Origin of the sequence: Acinetobacter sp. COS3, assembly GCF_000475335.1 — a bacterium.
In the GTDB taxonomy this organism is placed as follows: domain Bacteria; phylum Pseudomonadota; class Gammaproteobacteria; order Pseudomonadales; family Moraxellaceae; genus Acinetobacter; species Acinetobacter venetianus.
This window is the reverse complement of record NZ_AXCD01000019.1, coordinates 54075-68610: the sequence shown is the minus strand read 5'-3', so window position 1 is coordinate 68610 and position 14536 is coordinate 54075. Positions and strand designations below refer to the sequence as shown.

General features: G+C 39.5%; 12 protein-coding genes. 5 read left to right on the top strand and 7 right to left on the bottom strand.

Features of this window, described 5'->3' with window-relative positions; all coding sequences use genetic code 11:
- Positions 1-12: 12 nt before the first annotated feature.
- Together IO68_RS25735 and IO68_RS25730 are read right to left on the bottom strand one after the other, a co-directional pair.
- Positions 13-1020 carry a hypothetical protein gene (locus IO68_RS25735; protein WP_023013417.1) on the bottom strand — a complete coding sequence of 336 codons (1008 nt, stop codon included), beginning with the start codon at positions 1018-1020 and terminating at the stop codon, positions 13-15.
- Positions 1021-1043: 23 nt separating this feature from the next.
- A complete protein-coding gene (locus IO68_RS25730; RefSeq protein WP_029424850.1) occupies positions 1044-2057 on the bottom strand; it encodes an alpha/beta fold hydrolase in 1014 nt (337 codons plus the stop codon).
- Positions 2058-2294: 237 nt separating this feature from the next.
- On the opposite strand from IO68_RS25730, the gene IO68_RS25725 reads away from it, so the two are divergent.
- The gene (locus IO68_RS25725; protein WP_004878368.1) at positions 2295-2909 is read left to right on the top strand and encodes a carbonic anhydrase; all 615 of its coding nucleotides are present in this window, start codon (positions 2295-2297) and stop codon (positions 2907-2909) included.
- Positions 2910-2938: 29 nt separating this feature from the next.
- Here IO68_RS25725 and IO68_RS25720 read toward each other — a convergent pair whose 3' ends face one another.
- Positions 2939-3562 (bottom strand): arylesterase, encoded by a 624-nt coding sequence (locus IO68_RS25720; protein ID WP_171068572.1) that lies wholly within the window; start codon positions 3560-3562, stop codon positions 2939-2941.
- 42 nt (positions 3563-3604) lie between these two features.
- Here IO68_RS25720 and IO68_RS25715 point away from each other — a divergent pair, with 42 nt between their 5' ends.
- Together IO68_RS25715 and IO68_RS25710 are read left to right on the top strand one after the other, a co-directional pair.
- Positions 3605-4309, top strand: a complete 705-nt coding sequence (locus tag IO68_RS25715) for an ABC transporter ATP-binding protein (RefSeq protein ID WP_023013415.1) — start codon at positions 3605-3607, stop codon at positions 4307-4309.
- Positions 4306-6789 (top strand): ABC transporter permease, encoded by a 2484-nt coding sequence (locus IO68_RS25710; RefSeq protein WP_023013414.1) that lies wholly within the window; start codon positions 4306-4308, stop codon positions 6787-6789. Before IO68_RS25715 ends, IO68_RS25710 begins: the two co-directional genes overlap by 4 nt.
- Here IO68_RS25710 and IO68_RS25705 read toward each other — a convergent pair.
- Positions 6786-7592 (bottom strand): rhomboid family intramembrane serine protease, encoded by an 807-nt coding sequence (locus IO68_RS25705; protein WP_023013413.1) that lies wholly within the window; start codon positions 7590-7592, stop codon positions 6786-6788. The two genes, IO68_RS25710 and IO68_RS25705, sit on opposite strands and share 4 nt — an antisense overlap.
- A gap of 106 nt (positions 7593-7698) precedes the next feature.
- Between IO68_RS25705 and mtgA the strand changes: the two genes are divergently transcribed.
- Together mtgA and ppk1 are read left to right on the top strand one after the other, a co-directional pair.
- Positions 7699-8373 (top strand): monofunctional biosynthetic peptidoglycan transglycosylase, encoded by a 675-nt coding sequence (mtgA, locus tag IO68_RS25700; protein ID WP_019383930.1) that lies wholly within the window; start codon positions 7699-7701, stop codon positions 8371-8373.
- A 110-nt stretch (positions 8374-8483) separates the two neighbouring features.
- Positions 8484-10562: a polyphosphate kinase 1 gene (gene ppk1, locus IO68_RS25695; RefSeq protein WP_004878374.1), complete on the top strand. Its 2079-nt coding sequence runs from the start codon at positions 8484-8486 to the stop codon at positions 10560-10562.
- A gap of 86 nt (positions 10563-10648) precedes the next feature.
- On the opposite strand, the gene IO68_RS25690 is transcribed toward ppk1, so the two are convergent.
- From IO68_RS25690 to IO68_RS25680, 3 genes are all read right to left on the bottom strand, one after another.
- Positions 10649-11692: an NAD(P)H-dependent flavin oxidoreductase gene (locus tag IO68_RS25690; RefSeq protein ID WP_031234803.1), complete on the bottom strand. Its 1044-nt coding sequence runs from the start codon at positions 11690-11692 to the stop codon at positions 10649-10651.
- Positions 11693-11982: 290 nt separating this feature from the next.
- Positions 11983-12984: a cytochrome d ubiquinol oxidase subunit II gene (gene cydB / locus IO68_RS25685; protein ID WP_023013410.1), complete on the bottom strand. Its 1002-nt coding sequence runs from the start codon at positions 12982-12984 to the stop codon at positions 11983-11985.
- Positions 12985-12986: 2 nt separating this feature from the next.
- Positions 12987-14420 carry a cytochrome ubiquinol oxidase subunit I gene (locus tag IO68_RS25680; protein WP_023013409.1) on the bottom strand — a complete coding sequence of 478 codons (1434 nt, stop codon included), beginning with the start codon at positions 14418-14420 and terminating at the stop codon, positions 12987-12989.
- Positions 14421-14536 lie beyond the last annotated feature (116 nt).

The following is a 14536-nucleotide window of genomic DNA, read 5'->3' as shown; positions in this document are numbered from 1 at the left end:
GGTGAATTTGCCTTATCTTTCTTGTTTTAAAATACTCATCACTTGTTCAGAATAATAAAACTTTTCTAAATAAGAACGTGCTCGTTCTCTTAAATAACCTGTTTCAATCACTTGCTTTAAAACTGGCGCTAATAATTTGCTTAACTCATTTTGAATTAAGTCTTCATCGATATTGAGATCACGTAACAGCAGATTAAAGCTTCGCTCTTGATTGCGTGCATACCATGCATAAACACCGTCATGGACTTGCTGTTTTAAATACGGTGTTTGACGAATATGCTCCCAAATTTCATGCCCCATACCCACGGTTTTGGGTAAATCCTGAACTTCTAAATAATTGCGTAAAACTGATAATGGCATGACTTTAATTTTATGCCAAAGATTTGCCTGAAAATGATAAAGTTTTTCATCATTAAAATGTTGATTTAAAACATTTTCACTCATTTGGCTAATCTTCAAAATATTCTTTTGCAAATAATGGCCGATAGTATCATTCAGGTTTGAGTCAGTGACTGTTTCTAAAACAGATTTCCCCATTTTCATAAAGTGACCTACACCAGGTACACGTTTAGAAATAACAGAGTTATCTAAATAGTCTTGGATAGAGTGCTGAATTAGTTGAGTGACTAATGCTGAGAACGCTTGGTTATTGACAATCGTTTTAATGAGCCGTTGACGATGACCGCTTTTACTCGCAACGTATTGCGCGATTGAATCAATGGTCAGTACAGGAATTACATCTTCGATTGTAGTTTGATCATTTAACGGATGAATTAAAGCAAATCGGATATGTTCAGCAATTTGTTCGACTAAAAAAGAACTCGCAGGCGTTGCTAAAATTTGTTTTTCGATCAGATCAATAATCTGTTCAAATGACCAAATATGCTGAAGTTGTTGTAAACGCAACCAATGATAGAACTGCTTTAACTCATGTTGAATAGTTTCAGCTTGTGCAAATTCATGATCTAAAAAATCAAGTTGTGCATCAATCAGTTGTTCTATCATTGGATGTTTAGACATAAAAGCTCAAATAATGATTTAAATTATGGTGATGGGGCAGTTGCAGGTTTTTGCGCCTGAATCTTGCTTAAAAATGGTAAATATTGCTGAACCACCAATTGATCTGCTTCTAATATTGGCATGTGACCAACATTATCCAAAATCACTGGGGTCTGTGCATTTTTCAGCAGGGATTTTAACTCAGGTGCTACTTCAACATTAATAATTTTATCTTGTTTGCCCCATAAAATCAGTGTTGGGGCATCAATTGATTTCGCAAGTAAAGCAAAAGAGTCAGGTGTGAATAGCTTATTGAGCGCAATAATTTGATCAACCATCTTTTGTGTTTCTTCAACTTGCCCAATCATCATTTTTTCTTGTGCTTGCGCAATTTCTTTTGGAATGAATGGTGGCGAGTACATCGCTTGTTGCATTAAGTAATTAAAATCACCTTTCTTGCTCACAATCATATTTTTAACTTGAGCTGGATCTTTTAGGTAAGGTGTGGTCGCTGACTTATAAACACCTGCTGCATCGATTAAAAACAGGCTTTTCGTTTCGAATGGATACTGACCAGCGTAGAGCATTGCAATTGAGCCACCTAATGAATGTCCTGCGATATGAGCTGGACCTGTAAGATTTGCAGCTTCAATAAAACGACGTAATTTTTCTGTGACGTTTGGAACAGAATAATCAAATTCTTTAGGGACTTTTGTTTCACCACTGGCAGGCAGATCAGGAATGATCACATGATAATTTGCCGTTAAAGCATGTGCCACACGATTCCAGTTATCACGACTTCCAGCTAAGCCGTGAATTAAAATAACAATTGGCTTACCAGCTTGTCCGCCTTCACTATATGACCACGTAATATCGCCAACTTTTAAAGTTTTAGTTTGTAAGCCTGCCCAAGCACGTTCTTGTTGTAATAAATTTTGAAAACTCATTTCAATTTCAGCAGCTTGTGTCGTTTGAATTGCCATCGCCCCAAGGCTACAACTGAGTAAAAAAGCTGTAAATGTTTTACGAAATGGTATCGGTAATAGGGTATTCATCATCATTGTTCTATCCTTGATTTATTTTTTAAACCAATTGATTATTGTTGAAGTTTCCAGCTGAGTCATTTGCATAATCTACAAGGGTCTGGAAATTCTTGCCAATGAAATGAGTAAATTTCCACTATTTCCTTGATGAAAACGACAGCCTTTAACTTGAGAGTTTTTATTTTTGTCAGTGACTTTCGAACATGTCCACATTAAACTATTTTTTCATGTCAATCATAGATGGATTTAAGCATGCTCACCGCCCAAGAAACGCTAGAACGATTAAAAGCTGGTAATGCCCGTTTTGTGAAAGGGGAAGCAACCCAACAGAAACTACTCTCTCACCAAGAGCGCGCCGAAATGGCCAGTGAACAAAATCCTTTTGCAATTGTTTTAGGATGTTCAGATTCTCGAGTACCAGCTGAAATGGTATTTGACCAAGGGTTAGGGGATTTATTCGTTATTCGTGTTGCGGGCAATGTTGTTGCGCCATCGCAAGTCGGAAGTGTTGAGTTCGCAGCTGAGCGTTATGATTGCGCCGTTGTTGTTGTATTGGGTCATAGCCACTGTGGTGCGATTCAAGCAACGATTGATACCTTAAAAAATCCAGATCAACCACCATCGTCAAATCTCATGTCGATTGTCAATCGTGTGCGTCCTTCTGTCGAAATTTTAATGCAGACTGAATTAAAGGATGATTTGAAAAAATTGTCTGCACATGCTGTTCGTTCAAATGTATTTGCATCTGTGAATCAATTACGTCACGGCTCAGCAGTGCTTGAAAGCTTGATTGAAAAAGGCAAATTGATTGTAGTGGGTGCTGAGTATTCTTTAGAAACTGGTGAAGTGATTTTTTTTGATTTCTAACGACTCATATATTTCGTCATAAAAGGTGCTTATAAAGCACCTTTTATGTATGGGTAGGCGAGATTGAGTAGAATCGGTTGAGCTTTCGCATTCGGATGGATTTGATCGTTTTGGATCAAACTTTTATTTCCTGCTACACCATCAAGAAAAAATGGTAAGAGCTTGATCTTATATTGCTGACTTACAACTTTATAATTATTTTCAAAGGCAGTGCTATACGCTGTTCCATAGTTTGGTGGTATCTTCATACCAAACAGTAAAACTTTGGCTTTTTGTTTCTGACTGAGTCGTACCAATTGTGCCAAGTTTTTTTGAATCATTTGCGGTGGCTGACCGCGTAAACCATCATTACCGCCAAGTTCGATCACAACAATTTCTGGTTTATAGGTTTGTAGTAGTTTTGGCAGTCTCGCCAGTGCACCACTTGTTGTTTCTCCACTGACACTTGCATTGACCACTTTATGTTGTTTCGGATACTGTTGGTTTAAGCGTTGTTGGAGTAAATGAACCCAACCTTGTTTTGCATCAATACCATAACCTGCACTCAGGCTATCACCCAAAATTAAAATAGTCTTTGCAGAAACAAGTGTTGGTACTAAACATAGAGTGATTGTTCCAAGCGTTTTTGATACCGACAAGATAACTTTAGATATTTGCATAGCACTTCAAATTTGTCCTAAAGGATACGTGACATCATGCCACAAGCGATTATTTCTGCCCAAAAAGTTACACAAAATATTCAAATTAATCAGCAAAATCTAACCATCTTAAAAGAGATTGATTTAGAGATTTATGCAGGTGAGCAAATTGCCATTACAGGTCGGTCTGGCTCAGGAAAATCGACTTTACTCGGGATTTTAGCAACACTAGATCGTCCGAGTGCAGGCGAATTATGGGTGTGTGGAAAGGCTGTGCATTCGCTGACTGAAGAGCAACGAGCACAGGTTCGCTTGGAGAATATTGGCTTTGTTTTCCAATCATTTCAATTGTTACCACAGCTTAGCGCATTGGAAAATGTGATGTTACCTTTGCGTCTACAGCCTGATTTTCATTTTAAACAAGCTGAGCAAAAGGCTTTGGCTTGGTTAGAGCGAGTCGGATTAAGTCGTCAGGCTCAACAAACACCTAAAGTCTTATCGGGCGGTGAGCAACAACGCGTTGCGATTGCAAGAGCATTGATTGCTGAGCCAAAAATTATTTTTGCAGATGAACCTACAGGCAACTTGGATGGGCAAACAGCAGAAGAAATTGAACAACTATTATTTGATTTAAATCATGAGTTGGGCACGACTTTAGTGTTGGTAACGCATGATCAAAATTTAGCAGCGCTGTGTCAACGTCATGTCAAACTTGTGGATGGTCAGATTCAAGAAATTGTAAAGGCTGAGGAGAGAATATGAACTCGATCCTGAAACCTTTACTGTTACAAAGCTTTCGCACAGGTGGTTTATATTTACTGCTCATTGCACTGTCATTGGCTATTAGTGCGACAACCGCTTTAAAGTTCAGTAATACTCAAGTTCAGAATGCTGTAACGCTTCAAGCTGCTGAAATGCTGGGTGCGGATCTCGTTCTATCTGATAATCAACCGATTCAAGAAAATTGGCATGAACAGGCAAAAAAACTCAATTTAAAACAGGCTTCGGTCACGCTGTTTGGTTCAATGGCGCATACTCAAGATCAATTTGTCATGGTGAATGTCAAAGCCATTGATGGCGCTTTTCCGCTTCGTGGACAGCTTGAGATTGCACCAAAAGCTCAGCAAATAAAACAAGGAGAGGTGTGGTTGAGTCCCCGTGCGATGGATCTTCTCGCCGTGAAATTGGGGGATAATGTTGCAATTGCTGATGGCGATTTTAAAGTCACAGGTCTGATTGAACATGATTCAAATCAAGAGCTTGGGTTCTCAGGTTTTTCTCCAACCGTGATTATTCATCAAGCTGATATTGCTAAAACCAATGCTATTCAAGTGGGTAGTCGTATCGAATATCGCTTATTGATGGCTGGAGAACCAAATGCTGTCGATGCTTATAAGAAGATATTTAGGCAACAAATTGACACGGAATCCGATAATCAAAAAGTAGAGTCTCAAGCAGAAGCAGCCGAACAAACATCTCTCAAGTTACGTGATGCAAGTCAATCCAATACAAGATTGATGAAGCCCATAGAGAATTTAGATACTTTTCTACAGCTTGCCAATCTTTTGACGATTCTGCTATGTGGTATTGCGATTGCTTTAACGAGCCAGCGTTATGTACAACAAAATCAAGATCATATTGCACTGATGCGCTGTTTAGGCGCGAGTAAGAGTCAGATTTTATCGGCTTACATTATTTTACTTGGGATTGTGAGTTTGATTTCGATTGCACTTGGTAGTTTGATTGGGATTGGCTTGGGATATGGATTGTTGCAGTTAATGCTACAGTTGATTCCTCAATTGCAGCTGAGTTTTGCGGTAAGTGATTTACTCATGGCTTTGCCTATCGCCATTTTCACCAGTGTAATGGTGTTGATCGGTTTTATTCTGCCAAGTATTTGGGAGCTGTTAAACACTCCGCCTATTCGGGTCATTCGTCAACAAGAACGTTCTCGTAAGTCCTATGTGGCGATGTTCGCTGTGGGGATTTCTAGTCTTATCATTTTCAGTTTGGTGTTGAGCGATAACTTACAGTTAAGCCTTTTGGTCTTAGTGGCGATTCTTGTGCTATGTACTGTGCTTTTTGCGATGATCTGGTTGCTGTTAAAAGCCATTAAACGATTAAAGCATCCTTTGTCAGCATATGTACGTATACCGCATCAAACGGCATTACAAATCACGGCATTAGCACTTGGTTTAAGCTTGATTACAGTGCTGAGTGTATTAAGAACAGATTTATTGCAACGTTGGCAGCAACAATTACCAGAAGGAACGCCAAACCAATTTGTATATGGTTTACCTCCATTTGATATGCCTCAATTTAAACAAAAGCTTGAGCAGAATAACTGGTCTTCAACACCACTATATCCGAACATTCGAGGGCGATTAATTGCGAAGAATAATCAGGCATTTTCTCCTGAGTTGATTAAGCAAAATAATTCACTTCGACGTGAATTGAATCTGACGCAAGCGAGTGCATATCCGACGGACAATGTCATTACACAAGGCAAAGCAAATTTCAGTGCAGTAGGGCAAGTTTCTGTTGAAGAAAAACTAGCCACTGAGTTAGGCATTAAAATTGGTGATCAATTACGCTTTAGCTTGCCTGAGGGAATATTAGAAGCCAAAGTAATTAATCTTCGCTCAGTGGAATGGGAAAGTTTTAGTCCCAATTTCTTCTTTATTTTCTCTCCTCAAACCATGGATGAGAATGCAGGAAGTTATTTAGGCAGTTTTTATGTTCCGACAGTCGATCAGCCAAAAATGGTACAGCTCATTCAGCAATTTTCCAATACAGTATTTATTGATGTCGGGCGGATATTGGATGAAGTTAAACGCTTGATGAATGTATTGGTTCAGATCGTGACGGTATTGGCCGTGCTTGTTGGCATGTCCGGTGTGTTGGTTTTAATTGCCTGCTTAAATGTATTAATGGATGAGCGCCGCAAAGAGGTTGCATTATTGCGTTCATTTGGTGTCGCTAAAAATAAATTAAAGCGGATGCTCAGCTTAGAGATTGGTTTTATTGGTTTACTTGCGGGTGTTGTGGCGTGTTTATTTGCAGAAGTAATCAGTACAATTGCAAGTTATAAGATGCAAATGGCAGTCCAATTGCATCCAGAAATTTGGTTTATTTTACCTTTAGCAATGATGCTGGTATGTACTTTAATTGGACGATATCGTCTGAGTTATTTATGCGATATTCCGCCATTACAAAGTTTAAGAGAAATCAATCAATCTTAAAAAGTCAGTTGATTTTGACGCAGAATCTCATCCCATAATGGGGTGAGACCTGTACTTAACTGCGTACAATAAAAATAAAATCCAGCAAGTAATACGCTACACAGAACCAGTGCAATCATTTGTATAGCAACTTTACGTTGGGTCTTTTGAGCGAAATACCAAAGACTTGCAAGCAAAGCCCCCATGATCATGCCGCCGATATGGGCTGCATTGTTAATTCCTGAAACCGTAAAACCAAAGATTAGGTTGATCGCCATCACCATAACTAGAGATTTTTTATCTAACCAAAAACGTTGTCTTGGTAATGCTGGAAATAATGAAACAGCTGTCAGTGCTGCGCCCAGCCCCATGACTGCTCCTGATGCACCTGCACTGATATGAGGGAGCAAGCTTGGGTCAAAATGTTGTAAAAGTTGATAACCGTCACGAATACTCAGATAGCTAGAAAGTACACTTCCCATCAAACCCGCAAGAAAATACATACCGATATAATAGGAACGACCAAATAACTGCTCAGCAACACTGCCAAATATATAGAGTGCCCACATATTTAACATTAAATGGATCAATCCAAAATGGAAAAACATGCTGCTAAAAAGGCGTTCAGGCTCACCCGAAAAGGTGAGTGGTGTAAAATCGGCGCCCCAAGCGATTGCATCCATAGGGGATGGGTCGGTAATATTCACACCTGTAAGGATTTGCCAACCAAATAATCCAACATTGACCGCGATTAAGATTGCAGTAAACCACCATGTTTGTATTTGCATTTTTTGATTGATTTGTGGTGGAGTCGTTTCCGTCATATGTTTGAGCTAGCCATGAATATGAAAAATAGCTTAGCATGAATTGACAGGACGAGACATGGATCATATGTCATAACGCCGATATCCGAAGGAGTGAAGCACTTTAATGAAAGCCTTTTTAGCACGTACAGTCATGTTGATTATTGGGGTAATTCTGCTTATCCAGCTATGGATTTTTTCTAGCTTGGTGTGGTGGAGAACACATCCTGTTCAAACAACAATGTTCATGCGGCTTGATTATTGGTCGGATTTCAAACCTATTCAGCAAGAATGGCGTGATTACGATGACATTAGTGATAACTTCAAGCACGCGATCTTAGCTGGTGAAGATGCGAAGTTTATTCATCATCATGGCTTTGATTGGGCGGGTATCCAACATGCTTTAGAACGGAATAGTGAAAAAGGTGAAGTGGTTGCAGGCGGCTCTACGATCTCACAGCAACTTGCCAAGAACTTATTTCTCTACAATCAACGATCATTTATCCGTAAAGGTCAGGAAGCCGTAGCAACTTGGATGATGGAGCGTATGTGGTCAAAGCGTCGAATCCTAGAGGTATATATGAACTCTGTGGAATTTGGACAAAATATTTATGGCGTTGAGGCGGCAACTCAGTTTTATTATGGAAAAAGTGCAAAAAGTTTAACGCGTGAACAAGCTGCATTTTTAGCTGCTTTATTACCGAATCCTAAATATTACCAAGACCATAGAAATGATCGTAAGTTGCAATATCGCAAACGTGTCATTTTAAAATATATGAATGGTACACAAATTCCTCAATAGTTCATTTTATTTAAAAAAAGCCTAATATTTTTGGGCTTTTTTACCAAAATGACATAATTTTGCAGCATACTTAAACGATCACTTGATAAATTAAAGCGATAAGGTTCGGTATGAATACTGCAGTGACGACAACAGCGCCAATAGAATATAGTTACAACGATCGTTATATAAATCGTGAACTTTCGATTCTCGATTTCCATTTACGTGTACTAGAACAGGCGGTTGATCCACTCCATCCCTTGTTAGAGCGGATGAATTTCTTACTCATCTTTTCGCGTAATTTAGATGAGTTTTTCGAGATTCGTGTTGCTGGCATGATGGAGCAACTGACTTTAGGCAATGAAAGTCGCACTCCTGATGGTTTGACACCTAAACAAGTTTTGGATGAAATTTCTAGAACTGCACATGCGGCAATCGAACGCCAATATCGTATTTTAAATGAAGAAATCTTACCGAAGTTACGTGAAGAAGATATTTGCTTCTTACGTCGTGGCGAGTTAACACCTGCACAATCTGCTTGGATCAAAAAGTATTTCCAAGAGCAAGTAGCGCCAGTATTGACACCAATCAGCCTTGATCCAGCGCATCCATTTCCTCGCTTAGTCAATAAAAGCTTGAACTTCATTGTCACCTTAGAAGGAAAAGATGCCTTTGGTCGTCAAATTGATTTAGCCGTTGTTCCTGCACCGCGTTCACTGCCTCGTGTTGTCCGTTTACCAGATGAGCTGACCGATGGTAAAGAACACCATGTCATGCTTTCTGCGATTATTCACGAGCATGTTTCTGATCTATTCCCAGGCATGACAGCAACAGGTTGTTATCAATTCCGTGTGACGCGTAATGCCGATTTAGCATTGAATGAAGATGTTGAAGATCTTGCTAAAGCATTAAAAGGTGAGTTGAGTTCACGTCGTTTTGGTCGCGCAGTACGTTTAGAAGTAACGCATAATTGTCCAAAACATATTTATGAATATTTACTGGACGAGTTCGACTTAAACGAAGAACAGCTTTATCGTGTTGATGGACCAGTAAATTTAGCGCGTTTACTTTCAAATTTTAAACGTCCGCATTTACGTTATGACTCACATACACCTGTGATTCCAAAAGCGTTCAAAAAATCGGAAAGCATTTTTGCTGCAATGCAAAAGCAAGATATTCTATTGCATCATCCATTTGAATCATTTGCACCAGTCATTCAATTGTTACGTGAAGCAGCGCGTGATCCACAAGTGCTTGCAATCAAGCAAACACTTTATCGTAGTGGTGTGGATTCTGAAATTGTACAAGTACTTGCCGAAGCTGCACGTAATGGTAAGGAAGTGACCGCAGTTATTGAGTTGCGTGCTCGTTTTGATGAAGAGTCAAATATCGAGGTTGCTAACGTATTGCAAGAAGCAGGTGCAGTCGTTGTATATGGCATTGTAGGCTATAAGACTCACGCCAAAATGATTTTAGTGGTACGCCGTGAAAATAATAAATTAGTACGCTATGTTCATTTGGGAACAGGTAACTATCATGCGGGTAATGCGCGTATTTATACCGATTATGGTTTGATGACGACAGATAAAGATGTCTGCGAAGATGTGCACCGTATTTTCCAAGAATTGACTGGTATGGGGAAAATGGCGAAGCCGAAAAAGCTGCTTCATGCACCATTCACTTTACATGCTCAACTGATTAACTTCATTGACGATGAAATTGCCAATGTAAAAGCCGGTAAACCTGCACAGATTATTGTGAAGGTGAATGCACTCACCGAAGTTCAGCTCATTAATAAATTGTATGAAGCTTCACAAGCGGGTGTACAAATTGATTTGATCATTCGTTCGATTTGTTGTTTACGCCCGGGTTTGCCAAATTTATCTGAAAATATTCGTGTTCGCTCAATTGTTGGACGTTTCCTAGAACATACACGCGTGTTTTATTTTAGTAATAATGGTAATCCACGTATTTATGGTTCAAGTGCAGATTGGATGGATCGTAACTTATTCAACCGTGTAGAAGCATGCTTCCCGATTGAAGATCCAGTTTTGAAAAAACGTATCTATCAACTAGGTTTATTGAACTATCTAAAAGACAATCAACAAGCGTGGTTGTTGCAAGGTGATGGCGTTTGGGAACGCGCTAAACTTGTGGAAGGTGAGGAACCGCATAACGCTCAACAGACTTTGTTGGATGCGATTAAGTAATTAAAAAATTAGGCATCTTGTATAAGCATTTATACAAGATGCCTTGAAAAAACCGATCGATCAGAGATCGGTTTTTTATTTTCTGCTTAGTTACTTTTAATTTCTAAAACCAATTGATTCACCAGATCAGCAGCTTCGAGTTCTCGAATTTGAGCAACATTACTACCTGCCCAAAATGCACCATAACTAAAATCATGTTGTTGATTGGCAATCGCCATCAACTGTTTAGCTAAATCGTACGTATATGGGTAGGCTGGAACATTTGGTCGGTTAGGACGATCAATTTCAGTATGCCAAGTCCCGATCAGACCTCGTGCAGGACGACCTGATAAGCTAGCACTAATTTGGGTAATATTTTGATTAAATAATGCTTTACGATATGCAGTATTCGCACTTGAGCTTTTACATTGAACAAAGGCTGTGCCTAATTGAACGGCTGAAGCACCAGCTTTTAACATCTGCTTTGCCTGTTCGCCATTCATGATACCGCCAGCAGCAATTACAGGTGTTGTGCAATGTTTAGAAATTAGCTGCACCAGATCTAAGGTTTTGATCGCAGCATCAAAATGTTGATTAAATATTCCTCGATGTCCACCTGCTTCAATCCCTTGAGCAATAATCAGATCAATACCCGCAGCTTCAATTTGCTGCGCTTCGATCAAGTTAGTTGCAGATACCATTGTGATAATACCTGCATCTTTTAATGCTTTAATTTGATGAGGATGGGGGATCCCAAAATGGAAACTCACGGCTTTAGGTTGAGTTTCTAAAACAATATTTAAGAAATCATCATTATCTAAAAAACTTGGGTAAATACAGTTCAGTTGTGTCGGTGGTGTTGTGCCAAATTTTTCAAAATGTGGCGCAATATATTCAATCCATTGCTGTGCGATGTCTGGATTGAGTGATTCAGATTGATGACAGAAAAAGTTGACTTGGAATGGTTTTTCAGTTAGCGCTTGAGTTTTTAAAATCAGCTCCTTAGCTGCCGAAGGTGTATTTGCGCCTAAACCTAATGAACCTAAAGCTCCCTGATTAGAAACTTCAGCAGCAAGTTCAGGTGTAGAAACACCAGCCATTGGTGCAAGAAAAATAGGATGTTTAATTTCTAATAATTCTAAAATTGTCATGTCATATATACCTAATTGGTTTTGATTCAACATAGCTTAAATATCAAAAAAATAGCAAATAATACTGGTTATTTCTTTTTAGAATGGAGATACGTGGATTGTTTATCTATCTGAAAATAAAAAGATGTTTGGCTAATGAATTAACCAAACATCTGATAATGTTATTGCTTAATGATAGGCTAAAACCAGTAAGGCTTTAAATAGGCCAGCAATAATTGCTAAACCTACAAAACCCACGATCCATAAGCCGATAAACCATTTGATTTGTGATGATTTCATCGTCGTTCACCTCAGTGGTAGTCTTGATCGCCAACACGGACTTTATCTCGAAAAATCCAATATCCCCAAAAGGTGTACACTAAAATGATTGGGATCATGATCAATGCACCAATTAATGCAAAGACCTGACTGTCTCGCGGTGCGGCAGCTTCCCAAATGGTAACAGATGGAGGAATAATGTTTGGCCATAGAGTGATGACAAAGCCAGAGTAAGCCAAGAACATCAGCATCAAGGTATAAATGAAAGGTTTGTATTCACTCCTTTTTAAACAAGCTTGCCATGTCAAGAACGTAAAAATAACGACTAAAATAGGAACAGGACTGAAATAGATCAGTTGTGGAATTGCAAACCATTTTTCAGCAATAGCAGGTTGGCTGTAAGGAGTATATAAACTGACGGCTGCGAAAATAACGAACAGTGCAAAGATTAATTTAGGCATTAATTGATACATTCGATCTTGTAAACCATCATCAGTTTTCAAAATTAACCATCCGCAACCCAATGCGGCATACATGATCACAACGCCTAAACCTGTAAAGAGAGAAAAGGGTGTTAGCCAATCCAAACTACCACCGACAAAGATCCCATTTTCAGTTTCTAAACCTTGAATGTAAGCACCTAAAATCACGCCTTGTAGAAAACTTGCTAAGGTTGAACCGCAAATAAAAGCCAGATCCCATAATGCTTTTGAGCGATTTGCTTTAAAGCGAAACTCAAAAGCAACTCCCCTAAAAATTAGCGCAATTACCATCAAGGTAATCGGCATATAAAGAGCAGATAAAACAGTTGCATAGACAATTGGAAAGGCTGCAAATAATCCAGCACCGCCCAGTACCATCCATGTTTCATTGCCATCCCAAACGGGTGCAACGGTATTCATCATGACATCACGTTCTTGTTGTCCCTTAATAAATGGGAACAGGATGCCGATACCAAGATCGAAGCCATCCAAAATGACGTAGATCAATACGCCTAGCGCGATGATCATGGCCCAAATGAGAGAAATATCCATTCTTATTCTCCTTTCGTCTGATCTTTGGTTTCGAGGCTATCTTCAACCGCACTGAGTGGGCGCATTGGCGTTCTAAAGTGTCCAACACCACCTTGTTCTTCAACAGGGGTATGAATGAATTGGGGGCCTTTGTACATGAGTTTAAGGATGTAATAGATACCTGTTCCAAAGACAACGGTATAAACCAATACAAAGATAATCAGCGTAATACCGACTTGATTTGCAGAAACATTGGACAAAGCATCCTCTGTACGCAGGACACCATACACAACCCAAGGTTGGCGGCCAATTTCAGTGGTAAACCATCCAGCAAGTAACGCGATATAACCCGTTGGCCCCATGATTAAGGCGAACTTGTGAAACCATTTGTTCTCATAAATTCGTTCTTTTTTGCGCAACCATAAGCCAACCACTGCCAGTAAAACCATCAGTGTTCCTAGACCAACCATGATACGGAAGCTCCAGAAAACTAAAGTTGAATTTGGACGATCTTCAGGGGCAAACTCTTTCAACCCTTTAACTTCACCATCGAGACTATGGGTTAGAATCAAGCTACCTAAATAAGGAATGCCCACAGCATATTTAGTGGTTTCTTCTTGCATATCTGGAATACCAAACAAATAGAGAGGCATTGGTTCATCGACATTTGTTTCCCAGTGACCTTCCATCGCCGCTAACTTAGCTGGTTGATGCTTTAAGGTATTCAAACCGTGATGATCGCCAATTAAGACTTGCGCAGGTGCTGCGAATAAGATCATCCACATCGCCATAGAGAAGGATTTCTTTACTAACTCATCTCGACGACCGCGAATTAAATGCCAAGCCGCTGTTGCTGCGATAACTAATGCCGAGACTAGAAAAGCTGCAACCGCCATATGTGCAAAGCGATACGGAAATGATGGGTTAAAGACAATCGCGAACCAATCTTGAGGCACAATGATGCCATTTTCGATGCTGAAGCCTTGTGGCGTTTGCATCCAACTGTTTGAAGACAAAATCCAAAACATGGATATACAGGTGCCAATTGCTACCATGAACGTTGCAAAGAAATGGGCTTTTTCACTGACTCGTCCCCAACCAAATAGCATGATTCCTAAAAATCCTGCTTCAAGGAAAAAGGCGGACAATACTTCATAGGTCAGCAGTGGCCCAGTAATACTTCCTGCAATTCGAGAAAACTCACTCCAGTTTGTCCCAAACTGATAGCTCATAACGACCCCAGAAACGACCCCCATACCAAATGTCACGGCAAAAATCTTGAGCCAATATTTATAGAGGTCTTGATAGATTGGATTATGACTACGTAGCCATTTCCATTCTAGAACTGCTAGAAAACAAGCGAGACCGATTGACGTTGCAGGAAAAATAATATGAAACGAGACTGTAAAGGCAAATTGGATACGTGCTAACTCTAACGCTGTTAAACCTAAGTCCATAATGAGTCCTCCAACGGATAACTGAATCGTTGTAAAACTAGTTCAACAGACATTTTTTTAGCGATGTGTTTGTCTCGCTCTTGCTGTTGATCAGCAAAAGAAATTCGATAAAGCAT